At 60.9% G+C, this 16,459-nt stretch carries 17 protein-coding genes; all 17 read right to left on the bottom strand.

From position 1 onward, the window contains the following. The coding region (locus tag VZ95_RS01305) for a DUF2794 domain-containing protein (protein WP_045774275.1) at positions 1-275 on the bottom strand (275 nt) is incomplete at its 3' end. A 104-nt stretch (positions 276-379) separates the two neighbouring features. Further along, positions 380-637, bottom strand: a complete 258-nt coding sequence (locus tag VZ95_RS01300) for a DUF1467 family protein (protein WP_045774274.1) — start codon at positions 635-637, stop codon at positions 380-382. Beyond that, positions 634-1,047 carry a methylmalonyl-CoA epimerase gene (mce, locus tag VZ95_RS01295; RefSeq protein WP_045774273.1) on the bottom strand — a complete coding sequence of 138 codons (414 nt, stop codon included), beginning with the start codon at positions 1,045-1,047 and terminating at the stop codon, positions 634-636. Before mce ends, VZ95_RS01300 begins: the two co-directional genes overlap by 4 nt. Positions 1,048-1,077: 30 nt before the next feature. Then, positions 1,078-2,772, bottom strand: coding sequence for a ribonuclease J (locus tag VZ95_RS01290; protein WP_045774272.1), 1,695 nt, complete (start codon positions 2,770-2,772; stop codon positions 1,078-1,080). Continuing rightward, complete coding sequence (locus tag VZ95_RS01285; protein ID WP_045774276.1) at positions 2,769-3,545, bottom strand: type III pantothenate kinase; 777 nt, start codon at positions 3,543-3,545, stop codon at positions 2,769-2,771. Before VZ95_RS01285 ends, VZ95_RS01290 begins: the two co-directional genes overlap by 4 nt. Positions 3,546-3,612: 67 nt before the next feature. Continuing rightward, on the bottom strand, positions 3,613-4,341 hold the full coding sequence (locus VZ95_RS01280) for a biotin--[acetyl-CoA-carboxylase] ligase (RefSeq protein ID WP_156994926.1): 729 nt from the start codon (positions 4,339-4,341) through the stop codon (positions 3,613-3,615). Positions 4,342-4,351: 10 nt separating this feature from the next. Then, positions 4,352-5,806 carry an NADH-quinone oxidoreductase subunit NuoN gene (gene nuoN / locus VZ95_RS01275; protein ID WP_045774270.1) on the bottom strand — a complete coding sequence of 485 codons (1,455 nt, stop codon included), beginning with the start codon at positions 5,804-5,806 and terminating at the stop codon, positions 4,352-4,354. Between the two features lie 19 nt (positions 5,807-5,825). Further along, entirely contained in the window at positions 5,826-7,358 is a 1,533-nt protein-coding gene (locus VZ95_RS01270) for an NADH-quinone oxidoreductase subunit M (protein WP_045774269.1), read from the bottom strand. Between the two features lie 3 nt (positions 7,359-7,361). Continuing rightward, positions 7,362-9,350: an NADH-quinone oxidoreductase subunit L gene (gene nuoL, locus VZ95_RS01265; RefSeq protein ID WP_045774268.1), complete on the bottom strand. Its 1,989-nt coding sequence runs from the start codon at positions 9,348-9,350 to the stop codon at positions 7,362-7,364. Between the two features lie 7 nt (positions 9,351-9,357). Next, the gene (gene nuoK, locus VZ95_RS01260) at positions 9,358-9,666 is read right to left on the bottom strand and encodes an NADH-quinone oxidoreductase subunit NuoK (RefSeq protein WP_045774267.1); all 309 of its coding nucleotides are present in this window, start codon (positions 9,664-9,666) and stop codon (positions 9,358-9,360) included. A gap of 1 nt (position 9,667) precedes the next feature. Next, on the bottom strand, positions 9,668-10,282 hold the full coding sequence (locus VZ95_RS01255; RefSeq protein WP_045774266.1) for an NADH-quinone oxidoreductase subunit J: 615 nt from the start codon (positions 10,280-10,282) through the stop codon (positions 9,668-9,670). Positions 10,283-10,291: 9 nt separating this feature from the next. After that, positions 10,292-10,780, bottom strand: coding sequence for an NADH-quinone oxidoreductase subunit NuoI (gene nuoI, locus VZ95_RS01250; RefSeq protein WP_045774265.1), 489 nt, complete (start codon positions 10,778-10,780; stop codon positions 10,292-10,294). Positions 10,781-10,812: 32 nt separating this feature from the next. Further along, positions 10,813-11,826 carry an NADH-quinone oxidoreductase subunit NuoH gene (nuoH, locus tag VZ95_RS01245; RefSeq protein ID WP_045774264.1) on the bottom strand — a complete coding sequence of 338 codons (1,014 nt, stop codon included), beginning with the start codon at positions 11,824-11,826 and terminating at the stop codon, positions 10,813-10,815. Further along, the gene (gene nuoG / locus VZ95_RS01240; RefSeq protein ID WP_045774263.1) at positions 11,819-13,897 is read right to left on the bottom strand and encodes an NADH-quinone oxidoreductase subunit NuoG; all 2,079 of its coding nucleotides are present in this window, start codon (positions 13,895-13,897) and stop codon (positions 11,819-11,821) included. Before nuoG ends, nuoH begins: the two co-directional genes overlap by 8 nt. A 15-nt stretch (positions 13,898-13,912) precedes the next feature. Beyond that, positions 13,913-15,199: an NADH-quinone oxidoreductase subunit NuoF gene (gene nuoF / locus VZ95_RS01235; protein ID WP_045774262.1), complete on the bottom strand. Its 1,287-nt coding sequence runs from the start codon at positions 15,197-15,199 to the stop codon at positions 13,913-13,915. Beyond that, a complete protein-coding gene (gene nuoE, locus VZ95_RS01230) occupies positions 15,199-15,828 on the bottom strand; it encodes an NADH-quinone oxidoreductase subunit NuoE (protein ID WP_045774261.1) in 630 nt (209 codons plus the stop codon). The genes nuoF and nuoE overlap by 1 nt, the downstream gene beginning before the upstream one ends. After that, positions 15,825-16,459, bottom strand: a 635-nt coding sequence (locus tag VZ95_RS01225; RefSeq protein WP_045774260.1) for an NADH-quinone oxidoreductase subunit D-related protein, incomplete at its 5' end; no start/stop codon positions are given. The genes VZ95_RS01225 and nuoE, both read right to left, overlap by 4 nt.

Below are 16,459 nucleotides of genomic sequence, written 5' to 3'. Positions count from 1 at the left end.
CGCTCTTGCCGCAGTTTTTGGCCGCGACTCATGAGGACAAAATCAATCTGGCGGGCGCTGGCGTGCTTGACGATGCTGTAGAGCGGCAGTTCGTACGACGAGCGGAAGATGGAGAACATCGCCGCCCCGCCGCTCATATCAATAGCGTAATCGCGCCACTCTCCTTTGGCGACACGGCGGCTATAAATATTCAGGATTTCCTGCAATTCGGCCTTGTTGAACGTCACCCGGTGACGGTTCGGCCGGAAATCCGCAAGGTTAATCAGCCCGGTCATTGGCGCGGCAACACCCCCTTATCGGCGCTCCCCCATAAAGCGGGGAATGCGGGTCGAGAGACTGTTACAGAAGCATGACTGAAGCGAGCGGCAGCGTCTAGCCTCTAATACCGGCCCATGCGGTCGGCCATATCCTGAAACGAAATCAGGTCGGCGGCGATCACCGCGTAGATCCCCCCGAAAACGATCGTGGCGATAATCGTTGTCCACATCGCCTTATAGAGAATATGCGGATTATCCGGCGCGCCCGCCATTTCGCCCCGGCCCTTTTGCTGATTGGTCGTCACCCGCCACGGCAGGACGGCGAAGAGCACGACCCACCAGGTGATCGTATAAACGACGATTCCCGAAACCCAATTCATGCCGCCGCAACCTCCTCCAACTCCACTAGCGTCCCGCAGAAATCCTTCGGGTGCAGAAACAGCACGGGCAGCCCGTGCGCGCCGATCTTCGGCTCGCCGTCGCCCAACACCCGCGCGCCTTCGGCCAGGAGATGATCGCGGGCGGCGCGGATATCGGTGACTTCATAGCAAATGTGATGCATGCCGCCCGCCGGATTTTTCGCGAGAAACCCGGCAATCGGGGAGTTTTCGCCCAAGGGATGCAGCAGTTCGATTTTCGTGTTCGGCAGCAGAACGAAGACGGTGGTGACGCCGTGGGCGGGCACATCGACCGGATCGGAGACGGTCGCGCCCAGTGCGTTGCGATAGAGCGCCGTCGCCGCCGCTAAATCCGGCACGACGATGGCCACATGGTTCAACCGTCCGATCATCCCCGCATCCTCCCCCTGGCGTTCTTCATCCTATAGGCGGATGAGATGCACCTCTGTTACCGGCTTCAGGCCAATGGCGCTATGGATTATGCGTCGCACCGCCGCCCGCACGGCATCGCGCAGCAGCGTATCGTCACCGCCGCGCCCACCGGCTGCGAAGGCATCGACCACATCTTCGATGGCATCCAGCGCCTTATCGATAAGGATTTGCCCTTCGTCCTGCTCGGCATCGACAAGCCCGTGCAGAGTGAGCACTGGATCGGCCTGAAGCTTACCCTTTTTGTCGAGCACCAGTGTTGCCACGGCCAACCCATTATAGGTGAGGCGCAGGCGCTGCTTCAGCTCCGAGCCGCCCAGAGGAATGAGCCGGTTGCCATCGACCGCCAAGCGACCCGTGGGCACTTTATCGAGAATCATCGGCTCGCCGGGGGCAAGGCGCAGCACGTCGCCATTCTCCACCACCATCGCAATCGGCACTTGGCATTCCCGCGCCAGTTCGGCGTGTTCGTGCAGATGGCGCACTTCGCCATGCACCGGCACGGCGATTTTTGGGCGGGTGATCGCATACATGCGCGCCAATTCGTCGCGCGCCGGATGGCCGGAGACGTGGATGAAGTGATCCTGCTCCGTCACCACTTCGATGCCCTGGCGGATCAGCTTATCGTGCAGCCGCCCGATGGATTTTTCATTCCCCGGAATAATGCGCGAGGAAAAAATCACCGCATCGCCCTCTTCCAAGGTGACGTGCGGATGATCGTTGGAGGCGATGCGCGCCAGCGCCGCGCGCTGTTCGCCCTGGCTTCCGGTGCACAGCAGCAGCACTTCTTCGGCGGGCAGATAACCGACCTCGTCTTCCGAGATCAGCGCGGGCATGGACTTGAGATAGCCGTTTTCGCGCGCGCTCTCGACCATCTTATGCAGCGAGCGACCGACCAGCGCCACGCGGCGACCGTTGGCGGCGGCCGCGACGACGATGCTCTCTAACCGCGCGACATTCGAAGCAAAACAAGCCACTGCGACCCGATTGTTAAACTGGCCGATCAACTCCTTCAGGCTTTCGCGTACCGCCGCTTCCGACCCGGCTTCCCCGGATTTGAACACATTGGTCGAATCGCCGATCAGCGCCAGAATGCCCTTATCGCCCAGCTTTTGCAGCGCGTCGAAATCGGTCACATCGCCGATCAGCGGCTCGGGATCGAACTTCCAGTCGCCCGTATGCAGCACCGTGCCGACCGGCGTATGGATGGCCAGCGCGTTCGGCTCGGGAATCGAGTGCGTGAGGGTAATCATCTGGAAGCGGAACGGCCCGAGGGTGAATTCCCCCGACAGCGGCACTTCGTGAATCACCACCTCGCGCGACAAGCCATGCTCGGGCAGTTTCTTGCGCAGCACACTGGCGGTAAAGGGGGTGCAATAGATCGGCGGTCCGCCCAGGCGACGCCAGAGGTAAGGGACCGCGCCCAGATGGTCCTCATGGGCGTGGGTTAGCACAATCCCAATGAGCGATTCGCGCCGTTCGGCAATGAAAACCGGGTCGGGCATAATCACGTCGATCGACGGCTGACTATCGTCGCCGAAGGTAACGCCGAGGTCGACCATCACCCATTGGCCATTATAGCCAAAGAGGTTGAGGTTCATCCCGATTTCCCCTGCGCCCCCTAACGGTAGGAAAAGAAGTTCGCCACGGGCAGCGATAGCGGTGTGTAGGGGGGTGCCGTCGATCATGATTCCAAACGATTATGCTGATAGAGAGTGACAAGGCCGCGCATGATAAGGTCACGGTCGATATGGGTTATATGGTCCGTCGCGCCTGCAAACATAGGGGCTAACCCGCCAGTTGCAACAACGGGAACATTCTGGCCAAGCTCGGCACGCATGCGCCGAACGAGCCCCTCGATGAGCCCGATATAGCCCCAGAACACGCCGGACTGCATCGCGGGCACAGTACTGCGCGCAATCACCGTCGGCGTTGGGCGGACTGCGACGCGCGGCAGCTTGGCGGCGGCCATATAGAGCGCTTGCAGCGAAAGATTAATCCCCGGCGCAATCACGCCACCGGCAAAGTTTCCATCGCCGTCAATCACGTCGAAGGTCGTCGCCGTGCCGAAATCCACAACGATCAGCGGGCAACCGTAGAGATCGCGCGCCGCAAGCGCCGTAACCAGCCGGTCCGCCCCCACCTCTTCGGGCCGGTCGATGACGGCGCGGATGGTCATTTTCACCGACGGGTCGCCGACCACCATCGGCGGGCCGTTGAAATATTTGCGGCATAGGCCCGTGAGATTGAACAGGGCTTCCGGCACGACGGTGGCGATAATGCTCGCCGTTACCGCGTCGCGCGTTACGCCGTCGAGCGCCATAAGCTGCGTCAACCACACGGCATATTCATCGGCGGTGCGGCGCGGATCGGTGGACATGCGCCAGGAATTGCGCAGCTCGGTGCCATCGATCAGCGCGAATTCGGTATTGGTATTCCCGGCGTCAATGGCAAGCAGCATGGCGATTTCCTGAAAAAGCATCGCACCCGGCACCGGCCAGGGCCAATAAATTCATACAAGACATTGGTTAAGCAAGAATAACGTCGCCTGCCGGAATTTGGCGCACGCCCTCCGCCGTCTTCAGGCGCAAGTGTCCATCGGGTCCGAGGCCGTCGAAACTGCCCTGAATCGGCGTTTCGGGCGTGAGGCGCACGGTCAGCGGCGTGCCAATGGGGTGCGCGACACTCTGCCAGTCGCGCCTGATCGAATCGAAGCCCTCGCGCCGCCATTGGCCCAGGGTTTCGGCAAGGCGGAGGGTCACGGCTTCGGTCGCCTCATCGCGATCCACCGGCCCGGTCGCGCGCGGCGGCAGGCAGGTCGCAGAATAGGGAGTGTCGGTCGGCGCGGTGCGCAGATTGATGCCGAGCCCTAAGACCGCTGGACGGCCCGCATAGGGCACTTCCAGCAGCAGCCCCGCCAGCTTTGCGCCGTCGAGCAGCAGATCGTTCGGCCACTTCAGTTGCAACGCGGCCCCCGGCGCGAGATCGGACACCGCCCGCCACACAGCTAGCCCGGCAACGAAAGAAAGCTGCGCCGTTTCCGCTAGGGTCGGGGCCGGGTCGATCAGAATAGACATATAAAGATTTCCGACCGGGCTGCGCCACACGCGCCCCTGGCGTCCGCGTCCAGAAACCTGTTCGCGCGCCCGGATGACGAGCCCCTCGCCTGCCCCCTCGACAAGCGCTTGCGTCGCCAGTTCCATCGTACTGGCGACGCTCTCGAAGTCCTGCAACCGCCAACCGGGCGGTAAGGTCAAGCCCGACAGGTTAGCCCCCGATCACCAGCGTCGAAACGCGGGCGGCCACATTGATGATCGCCGCCGGATAAATCCAGAACAGCGCCGTAACGAGACAGGTGCTTCCGGCAACCAGGGCAACGCCCGGAGCCATACGGTCGAACTGGATCGACGGTTGATCGAAATACATGACCTTAATCACGCGCAGGTAATAGAAGGCTCCAACGACGCTGGCGAGCACGCCGATGATCGTCAGCGCGAATAGATCGGCCTGCACCGCCGCGCGAAACACGTAGAACTTGGAGAAGAAGCCCGCGAGCGGCGGAATCCCTGCCATTGAGAACATGAACATGCCCAAGGCCAGCGCGACCAGCGGCTGCGTGCGCGACAGACCGGCCAAATCGTCGATCTGCTCGACCGCTTTGCCGTTCACCCGCATAGCGATAATGCAGGCGAAGGTACCGAGGCCCATCACGACATAGACGGCGAGATAGACCAGCACGCCGGTCAAGCCATCGGCATTGGCGGCGGCCAGACCGACGAGGGTGAAGCCCATGTGGCCGATGGAGCTATAGGCCATCAGGCGCTTGATATTGCGTTGATTGATCGCGGCGACCGAGCCGAACACCATCGAGGCGATGGAGACGAACACGATAATCTGCTGCCATTGCCCCACCATCCCGCCGAACGGGCCAGTGAGAACCTGCACCAGCAGGCCCATCGCGGCCACTTTTGGGGCGGCGGCAAAGAAGCTCGAAACCGGCGTGGGCGCGCCCTCGTACACGTCCGGCGTCCACATATGGAACGGTACGGCAGAGACTTTGAAGGCCAGCCCGACGATGATGAAGACCATGCCGATCACCACCCCGGCTTCGGGGTTATCGGTCAGCAGCGGGGCCAGCATGGCGAAATTCGTGCTGCCGGCAAAGCCGTAGACCAGCGAAATCCCGTACAGCAGCATCCCCGACGACAAAGCCCCGAGCACGAAATACTTCAGGCCCGCTTCGGTGGATTTCGCGCTGTCGCGGTGGAAGGAGGCGATCACATACAGCGCCAGCGACTGCATTTCGAGGCCCATATAGAGCGTCATCAGATCATAGGCGCTGACCATAATCAGCATCCCCACGGTCGCCAGCACCACCAGCACCGGATACTCGAACCGCGCGATCTTCTCCTTTTCGAAGAAGTCGCTGGAGAGCACCAGGGCCAGGGCAGAACCCAGCAAAATCAAGACCTTGAGAAAGGCCGTGAAAGCGCTGACGTGGACGAGGCTGTTGAAGGCCACCCGCCCGCTATCGCCATAGGGCATCATCACGACGAAAACCGCCGCAATCGCGAAGGCAAAGATCGCCCCGATTGTCGTGGCGCGGGTCGCGCGCTTCTCACCCAGAAACGCGCCCGATAGCAGCAGCACCATCGCGGCGAGCGCCAAGAAAAGTTCGGGGACAACAGTTGCCAGATCGACCTTGGCAAAAACGTTGGTCATCGGTTCCACCACTACCCCCTTACTGCACGAGTGCCAGCAGCGTGCCGGTCAACGAGATCGGCTCGGCGGCAGCCAGTGCGGCTTTATAATTTTTCACCAGCGCTTCGATGGAACCCGTCATCGGGTCCATGAAGGAGGCCGGATAGATCCCCATCCACAGGGTCAGAATGACCAGTGGGGCGAAGATCACGATTTCCCGAAGCGACAGATCCGGTAGCAACTTCAGGTCGGCCTTTTCAAGCTTCCCGAAAATCACCCGGCGATACAGCCACAGCGAATAGGCCGCGCCCAAAATCAGGCCCGTGCTGGCGAAGAAAGCCACCCAGGTATTCGCCTGATAGGCGCCGACCAGAATGGTGAATTCCCCAACAAACCCGCTCGTGCCCGGAAGGCCAATGGTCGCGAAGGTGAAGAACAGGAAGACGAGGGCATAGCGCGGCATATTTTCGGCCAAGCCGCCGTAGCGCGAAATTTCACGCGTATGCAGCCGATCGTAGACCACGCCAACGCACAGGAAGAGCGCGCCCGAGACAATCCCGTGGCTCAGCATCTGAAACACTGCACCCTGAATGCCCTGCTGATTGAGCGCGAAGAGCCCCATCGTGACGAAACCCATATGGGCGACCGAGCTATAAGCAATCAGCTTCTTCATATCTTCCTGCGCCAGAGCCACCAGCGAGGTATAGATCACGGCAACCGCAGAAAGTACGAAGATCAGCGGCTCGAAGAACTCGGTGGCCTGCGGGAACATCGGGATGGAGAAGCGCAGGAAGCCATAGCCCCCCATCTTCAGCAGCACGCCCGCCAGAATCACCGACCCCGCCGTCGGCGCTTCCACGTGGGCGTCGGGCAGCCAAGTATGGACCGGCCACATCGGCACCTTCACCGCGAAAGAGGCGAAGAAGGCCAGCCACAGCCAAGTCTGCATGCCCGCCGGGAAGGAATGGTTCAGCAGCGACACGATATCGCTGGTGCCTGCGTCCCAATACATCGCCAGAATGGCGACCAGCATTAGCACCGAGCCTGCCAGCGTATAGAGGAACAGCTTGAAGGCCGCATAAACCCGGCGCTGTCCGCCCCAGACCCCGATGATGATGAACATCGGGATCAGCACGCCTTCGAAGAAGATATAGAAGGTGATGAGATCGAGGGCGGCGAACATGCCCACCATCAAGGTCTCCAGGACCAAGAAGGCGATCATATATTCCTTCACGCGCTTCTCGACGGCTTCCCAGCTCGACAAAATACAAATCGGCGTCAGGAACGTCGAGAGCAGCACGAAGAACAGCGAAATTCCGTCGATCCCGGCGTGATAGCTCACCCCGGTTCCCGGCAGCCAATTGAGTTTTTCCTCAAACTGGAAGCCGGGATTGCTGCTGTCGAAATTCAGCCACAGCAGGAGGGACAGCACGAAGACGAACAGCGAGGTCAGCAGGGCAATCCAACGGGATTGCGCCGCCACCCGTGCGTCTTCGCCCCGGAGCAGGAACACCAGCACCACACCCACCAGCGGCAGGAAGGTAACGAGCGAAAGTAGCGGTAGCCCGGTCATGGATCACCCGTTCCGCGAAAAGAGATACCAGCTTACGAGGGCCACAAGGCCGATCAGCATGGCAAAGGCATAATGATAGACGAACCCCGATTGCAGCACCGAGACCCGCCGCGACAGCGTAACCGTAACCCAGGCCACGCCATTCGGGCCGAGCCCGTCGATGATCGTGCCGTCGCCGCGCTTCCACAGCAGACGGCCGAGCCACAGCGACGGGCGCACGAAGATCAGGTTGTAGAGTTCATCGAAGAACCATTTGTTCAAGGAGAAGAGATAGAGCCCCCGGAAGCTGGTCGCGACTTGGTTCGGCAGATGCGGCGACTTCACGTAGAAGACCCACGATAGGCCAAGCCCGGAAACGCCCATCGCCAGCGGCAGCAGCTTCACCCAAAGCGGCACGTGATGCGCATGTTCCAGCGTATCGTGACCGGAAGCATTAGAGAGCGCGGCACCCCAGAAATGCTCCCGGCCATCGCCGACGAACATACTATAGCCGAGGTAGCCGGAGACGATGGCACCGAGCGCCAGCACGAACAACGGCACCAGCATCACCAGGGGCGATTCGTGCGGCGTGTGAGCATGGCCGTGATGATCGTCATGCCCGTGAGCGTGATCCTCGTGACCATGCCCGTGATCGGCATCTGCCCCCCAACGCGGTTTGCCGTGGAACGTCAGGAACGTCAGGCGGCCCGAGTAGAAAGCTGTCATGAAGGCGGCAATCGAGCCCAGGATGAAGGCGTAATATCCCGCCTGCGTGCCGATGGCATAGGCCGATTCCAGCACGATATCCTTCGAGAAGAACCCGGCGAAAGGCGGAATCCCGCACAGCGCCAGCGTCCCAATCCACATCAGCGCATAGGTGATTTTGATATGCTTCGCCAGCCCGCCCATCTTGCGCATGTCCTGCTCATGGTGCATCGCATGGATGACCGAGCCCGCGCCTAAGAACAGCAGCGCCTTGAAGAAAGCGTGCGTCATCAGGTGGAACATCGCCGCGCCATAGGCCGACACGCCCGCCGCGAAGAACATATAGCCGAGCTGCGAGCAGGTCGAATAGGCGATGACGCGCTTGATATCGGTCTGGGTCAGGCCGACCGTGGCGGCGAAGAAGGCCGTGCTGGCCCCAACAATCGTCACCACGGTCAGCGCGTCCGGCGCGAGTTCGAACAGCGGCGACATGCGGCAGACCATGAAGACGCCCGCCGTGACCATCGTCGCGGCATGGATCAGTGCCGACACCGGCGTCGGGCCTTCCATCGCGTCCGGCAGCCACGTGTGCAGCCCAAGCTGCGCCGATTTCCCCATCGCGCCGACGAAGAGCAGTAGGCAGATGGTGGTCATCGCATGGACTTCCATGCCCAGGAACACGAAGGTCGCATCTTTCTGCGCCAGCGAGCCCTGGAAAATGGCATCGAAATTAACGCTGTCGAACAGCATGAAAATCCCGAAGATCCCCAGCGCAAAGCCAAAGTCGCCGACGCGGTTGACCACGAAGGCCTTAATCGCCGCCGCATTCGCCGAAGGCTTCTGATACCAGAACCCGATGAGCAAATAGGAGGCGAGGCCGACGCCTTCCCAACCGAAGAACATCTGAACAAGGTTATCCGCCGTCACCAGCATCAGCATGCAGAAGGTGAACAGGCTGAGATAGGCCATGAAGCGCGGTTTGGCTGGATCTTCTTCCATGTAACCGATGGAATAGAGATGAACGCAGGCCGAAACCGTGGTGACAACGATGAGCATCGTCGCCGACAGGCTGTCGATGCGTAAGGCCCACGACAGGTCGAGCGAGCCCACGTCGATCCAGCGCAGCAGCTCGACCGTATGGGCCGGGCCGCCGGAGGCGATCCCGATGAACGTGACCCACGAGAGGATAGCCGCGATGAACACGGCAACCGTGGTAACGAATTGAGCGCCGCGATCCCCAAGGACGCGACCGCCGAACCCGGCCAGGATTGCCGCAATCAGCGGCAAAAAGACGATGGCGGCATACATCGCGGGATCAGCCCTTCATCATGTTGATGTCTTCGACCGCAATCGTGCCGCGATTACGGAAGTAGACGACGAGGATGGCCAAACCGATGGCGGCTTCTGCGGCCGCAACGGTCAGAATGAACAGGGCAAAAACCTGTCCGGCCAGATCCTGCAAATGGGTGGAGAAGGCGACGAGGTTGATATTCACCGCCAGCAGCATCAGTTCAATCGACATCAGGATAACGATGACATTCTTCCGGTTCAGGAAAATGCCGAAAATCCCCAGCGTGAACAGAATCGCCGCAACGGTGAGGAAATGATCGAGACCGATCACCATGTTAGATCCCCTTCCCCGACTCGACTTGAACGACAACGACCGCATCTTCCCGGCGACGGCCAATCTGCGTGCTGATCTTCTGCCGCTTCACCCCTACCCGCTCGCGCAGCGTGAGCACGATGGCCCCGATCATGGCGATCAGCAGCACGAGCCCGGCGGCCTGGAACAGCAGCGCGTAATGGGTGTAGATCAACCGGCCCAGCGCGTGGGCGTTGGTTTTACCGCCCACGCTGGCCGTACTCGCCAGAAGGGCCGATCCGGCATCGGGCGACACCGCCCAAGACCCTAAGACCAGCAGCAGTTCGACCAGTAGAATGAAGCCAATCAGCCCGCCGATGGGCAGATACTGCAAGAAGCCTTGGCGCAATTCGGTGAAGTTGATGTCGAGCATCATCACCACGAAGAGGAACAGCACCGCGACCGCGCCGACGTAAACGACGACGAGCAGCATGGCCAGAAACTCCGCGCCCATCAGCACGAACAGCCCGGCGGCGTTGAAGAACGCCAGAATGAGATACAGAACCGCATAGACCGGATTGCGCGAGGAAATCACCATCACGCCCGAGGCCACGCAGATCGAGGCAAAAAGATAGAAGGCAAGCGTTTGAATTATCATGACGGGCTCTCACCGATAAGGCGCGTCGGCGGCGATATTGGCGGCAATTTCTACCTCCCAACGATCACCGTTCGCGAGCAATTTCGCTTTATTGTAGAAAAGCTCTTCGCGCGTTTCGGTGGCGAACTCGAAGTTCGGCCCCTCAACGATGGCATCGACCGGGCAGGCCTCTTGGCAAAGGCCGCAGTAAATGCATTTGGTCATATCGATGTCGTAACGCGTCGTGCGGCGGCTGCCATCGTCGCGCGGCTCGGCCTCGATGGTGATCGCTTGGGCCGGGCAAATCGCTTCGCACAGCTTGCAGGCAATGCACCGCTCTTCCCCATTCGCGTAGCGACGCAAGACGTGCTCGCCCCGGAAACGCGGACTAATATAGCCCTTTTCATAGGGGTAGTTCAGCGTAGCCTTCTTCTTGAACATATAGCTGAAGGTCAGCTTCATGCCCGATAGCAGTTCCCAGAGCATAAAGCTCCGCGCGGTTGCGCCTAAGGATGCCATGACAGGGGTCTCCCTTCCCAAACGCGCGCGCCTTACGGCGTCGGCAACCAATCGAACGCCACCAGAACTCCGGCGACCAGGACCACATAGAACAGCGAGAACGGCAGGAAGATCTTCCAGCCCAAACGCATCAACTGGTCATACCGGAAGCGCGGGAAGGTGGCACGAACCCACAAGAACCCGAACAGTAGGAAGCAGATTTTCAGCGCAAACCAAATCGGCCCTGGCACCCAGTTGAACGGCGCAATGTCGATGGGGGGCAGCCAGCCGCCGAGGAACAGGATCGAGCCCATCGCCGACATGAGGATCATGTTGGCATATTCGCCCAAGAAGAAGAGCGCGAAGGTCATCGATGAATATTCGGTGAAATAGCCACCGACCAACTCCGACTCGCCTTCCGGCAAATCGAAGGGCGAGCGGTTCGTCTCGGCCAGCGCCGAGATGAAGTAGATCACGAACATCGGTAGCAGCGGAATGACGAACCACACCGTCTTTTGCGCTTCGACGATCCGCGACAGGTTCAACGAGCCCACGCACAACAGCACCGTGATAATCACGAGACCGATGGAGACTTCGTAAGACACCATCTGCGCCGCCGAGCGCAGCGCGCCGAGGAAGGCGTATTTGGAGTTAGACGCCCACCCCGCGATGATGATGCCGTAAACCCCCAGCGAGGAAATCGCAAAAAGATACAGCACGCCAACGTTGATATCCGACAGCACCCAGCCCTGATCGACCGGAATAACCGCCCAGGCGAGCATTGCCAGAATGAAGGTCAGCATCGGGGCCATGATGAAGAGAACCCGGCTCGCCCCTGCTGGGACGATGGTTTCCTTCATGAACAGCTTCAAGCCATCCGCAAGCGGCTGGAGCAGACCGAACGGCCCCACCACGTTCGGGCCACGGCGAAGCTGCATGACCGCCAGAACTTTGCGTTCGGCATAGGTCAAATAGGCCACTGCGACGAGCAGCGGAACGATAATCGCGACAATCTTGGCGACGATAATCGCCCCCGGAAGCGCGTAATCTTGCCAAAAATCAACCATAGGTCCCAACCCGCTCCAGCAGATCGTCGGGCTGACGCCCATGAACGAACAGAGCCGAACATTTCGCCATCGTCTCAGACGCACGGCTAATTGGATCGGTCCGGTAGTAATCGGAAATCGCGTAAACATAGGGCGCAGTCGAAAGCTCCCCGGCAGCCCCAAACGGCCCCCAGGCGGCCTGCGTCACCTGCCCCACCGCAGCGAAGCTCGGCGCGGTCTGCGCGAGCAGCGCCCGCAACTCACCCAGGCTGTCGAACGGCAGCGTCTTTCCGATGAGGGCTGAGAGCGCGCGCAGGATCTTCCAATCTTCGCGCGCATCGCCGACCGGGAAGGTCGCCCGCTGGGCCCGCTGCGCCCGACCTTCGAGATTGACGTAAGTGGCGTCCTTCTCGGTATAGGCGGCACCTGGCAGGATCACGTCGGCCACGGCAGCGCCGCTATCGCCGTGATGGCCCTGATAGATGACGAAAGCATTCTTCAGGGCAGCGGTATCGGCGAGATCGGCCCCCAGCAGGAATACGATTTCCACTTCGCCCGACGCGGCCCCGGCCAGAATACCGGCGAGATCGCGCCCACCGGGCTGCGGTAGAAAGTCGAGATCCAACGCCCCCACCCGGCCCGCCGCCGTGTTCAGCACATTGAAGCCGTTCCAACCGTCGCGGATCATGCCATAGGCTTCGGCAATCCCGCGCGCCGCCGCCAGATTAGCCGCGCCATCGGCCCGCGTCAGCGCGCCCATGCCGATGATAACCATCGGGTTCTTCGCCCCGCGCAGCACTTCCGCAAACGGGTGCGTGCCTTCCAGCAACGAATCCAGCACCTGCGGATCATTGCCCAGGTCTTCGACGCCATAGGTCAGATCGACCTGCGGGCCGACTGAAGCGACCGTAAGCGCGCCCGTCAGATAACGCTTGCGCAGCCGCGCATTCAGCAGTGGCGCTTCCCAGCGCGGGTTGCTGCCGATCAGCAGCACCACGTCGGCCTGTTCGATCCCGGCGATGCCGGTATTGAACAGATACCCTGCTCGCGCGCCGCCGCCGATTGCCGCGCCATCGGTGCGGCAATCAAAACTGGTCACGCCCAGGCTGGTAAAGAGTTGCTTCAGCGCGAAACTGCTTTCGGCATCTACCAGATCGCCCGCCAGGGCGGCAATTTTCTGCGGGGCGGTTTGCGTCAGCTTATGGGCGACCGCGCCCAGAGCTTCCGGCCATTCGACCGCCACCAGCTTACCGTTCTTGCGCACATAGGGCTTATCCAACCGGCGCTTTTTCAGACCATCAAGGGCATAGCGCGACTTATCGGCCAGCCATTCTTCGTTGATGTCTTCATTGAGGCGCGGCAACACGCGCATCACTTCCCCGCCGCGCACATCGACGCGGATATTTGCGCCGACCGCGTCCAGCACATCGACCGATTCGGTCTTGCGCAGTTCCCACGACCGGGCCGCAAAAGCATAGGGCTTCGAGGTCAGCGCGCCGACCGGGCAGAGGTCGATGACATTGCCCGACAACTCCGAACTCACGGCCTTTTCAATGAAGGTGCCGATTTCGGTATGCTCGCCGCGCCCCGTTGCGCCCAAATCCGGTTCGCCCGCGACTTCGGAGATGAAGCGAACGCAGCGCGTGCAATGGATGCAGCGGTTCATGAATGTCTTAATCAGCGGGCCGAAATTCTTGTCCGGCACGGCGCGCTTGTTTTCATGGTAGCGCGAGCCGTCGCGGCCATAGGCCATCGCTTGATCTTGCAGATCGCACTCGCCGCCTTGATCGCAGATCGGGCAATCGAGCGGGTGATTGATGAGCAGGAACTCCATCACCCCTTTGCGCGCTTTTTGCACCACCGGCGTATCGGTCTTGATGACCATATTGTCGGCGGCGGGCATGGCGCAGGAGGCAATCGGCTTCGGGGCCTTTTCCATCTCCACGAGGCACATGCGGCAGTTACCCGCAATCGACAGGCGCTCGTGGTAACAGAAGCGCGGAATTTCTTTGCCTGCGGCTTCGCAGGCCTGCATCACGGTCGCGCCCGCTGGGACTTCGACCTCGATGCCGTCAACCGTTAGTTTTGGCATAGCCCACCCCGCCCCTTATTCCGCTGCCTGTGCCGGAACGCTTTTGCGCTCCAGAATGCGCCGTTCCATTTCCGGACGGAAATGGCGGATGAGCCCCTGAACCGGCCAGGCGGCGGCATCCCCGAGCGCGCAGATCGTATGACCTTCGATCTGACGGCTAACCTCTTCCAGCATGTCGATTTCGCCGATGTCGGCCTGGCCTTTGACCATGCGTTCCATCACGCGCCACATCCAGCCGGTGCCTTCGCGGCACGGCGTGCATTGGCCGCAGCTTTCGTGCATGTAGAATTTCGACAGGCGCGCAATCGCCTTCACGATGTCGGTGGATTGATCCATCACGATCACCGCCGCCGTGCCAAGGCCCGAGCGTTCGGCGCGCAAACTGTCGAAATCCATCAGCACCGTGTCGCAGGTCGCTTTCGGCAGAACCGGAACCGACGAGCCGCCGGGGATAACCGCCAGCAGGTTATCCCAGCCGCCGCGCACGCCGCCGCAATGCTTTTCGATCAGCTCTTTCAGCGGAATGCCCATCTCTTCTTCCACCGTGCACGGGTTATTCACGTGCCCCGAGATGCAGAAGAGTTTTGTGCCGGTATTGTTCGGACGGCCAAGACCGGCGAACCATTCCGCCCCGCGCCGCAGGATCGTCGGCACCACGGCGATGCTCTCGACGTTGTTCACCGTCGTCGGCAGACCGTAAAGGCCCGCACCCGCCGGGAACGGCGGCTTCAAGCGCGGCTGACCCTTACGGCCTTCCAGCGATTCGATCAGCGCCGTTTCTTCGCCGCAGATATAGGCCCCAGCCCCGCGATGAACGTAAAGATCGAAATCCCAGCCCGAGCCGCAGGCGTTCTTACCGATCAACCCGGCGGCATAGGCTTCGTCAATCGCGCGCTCAAGGTTATTCCCCTCAAGCCAGAATTCGCCACGAATGTAGATGTAGCACGCCTTGGCCCCGATGGCGAAAGAGGCGATCAGGCAGCCTTCGATCAGCTTATGCGGATCGTGGCGCATGATTTCGCGGTCTTTGCAGGTGCCCGGCTCCCCTTCGTCGGCATTGACGACGAGGTAATGCGGACGATCCGAGGCTTTCGGCATGAACGACCATTTCATGCCCGTCGAGAAACCCGCGCCGCCGCGCCCGCGCAGGCCCGACTTTTTGGTTTCGTCGATGATCCACTCGCGGCCCTTCTCCAGAATGGCTTTGGTGCCATCCCAATCGCCGCGCGCTTGCGCACCGGCAAGGCCGAAATCCTGGATGCCGTAGAGATTAGTGAAAATCCGGTCCTGGTCGCGCAACATTACGAGGGCTCCTTCTTACCGGCGGGAAGATCGGTCAGCGACGTGAGGCCGCCCAGCGGCGCCGCGCGGATACGGCCATTCTGCGGCCCCGTCGCTGGCTTCTGCCCGGCCTTCAAGGCTTGCAGCACTTTAGCCGTGCTGGCTTCGTCGAGATCTTCATAGAAATCATCGTTGATCTGCACCATCGGCGCGTTCACGCAGGCCCCGAGGCATTCCACCTCGACCAAGGTGAACTGACCATCCGCCGTGGTTTCGCCGAGATCGATGCCGAGTTCCTTCTTGCAGGCGTGGACCACTTGGTCCGAGCCGCGCAACCAGCAGGGCGTCGTCGTGCAGACCTGCACGAAATGCCTCCCCACGGGCTTCAGGTTGAACATCGTGTAGAAGCTGGCGACCTCATACACGCGCATCGGCGGCATTTCGAGCACCTTGGCGACATGATCCATCGCCACGCGCGGCAGCCAACCCCCGGCTTGGCGTTGCGCCAAATCGAGCAGCGGAATAACGGCGCTGGCTTCGCGGCCCGCCGGATATTTCGCAATCAGCTTTTTCGCGGTCGCCTGGTTTTCGGGCGAGAAGGTGAATTCGGTCGGCTCATGCATATGGGCGGGAAGAGAAGCGCTGCTCATCGGTCAATCTCACCAAAAACGATATCCAGCGAGCCGATAATCGCAACCGCATCGGCCAGCATGTGCCCCTTGGAGAGGAAATCCATCGCCTGAAGGAAGGCGAACCCCGGCGCGCGAATTTTGCAGCGGTAGGGTTTATTCGTGCCATCGGCGATCAGATACACCCCGAACTCGCCCTTGGGCGCTTCGACCGCCGCATAGGTCTGCCCGGCGGGCACGTGATAGCCTTCGGTATAGAGCTTAAAGTGATGGATGAGCGCTTCCATCGACTGCTTCATCGCGCCCCGGCTGGGCGGCGCGATTTTACCGTCGGTGGTCATCACCGGGCCGTCGGGAATGCGCGCGATGCACTGCTTAATCAGGCGCAGCGACTGTTTCATTTCCTCGATACGGACTAGATAGCGATCGTAACAATCGCCGTTCTTGCCAATGGGAATATCGAAATCCAGCTCGCCATAGACTTCATAGGGCTGGCTCTTACGCAGATCCCAGGGAATCCCGGCCGCGCGTAAAACCGGCCCGGTCATACCCCAGGCGTAGCATTCGTCCGCCGAAATCACGCCGATATCGACCGTGCGTTGCTTGAAGATGCGGTTGTTGGTCAACAGCCCTTCGATATCGTCCAACAGCG

This window comes from Elstera litoralis, assembly GCF_000963705.1.
Lineage (GTDB): Bacteria > Pseudomonadota > Alphaproteobacteria > Elsterales > Elsteraceae > Elstera > Elstera litoralis.
Note: the sequence above shows the minus strand (reverse complement) of the source record. Positions and strands in the feature narration are given on the sequence as shown.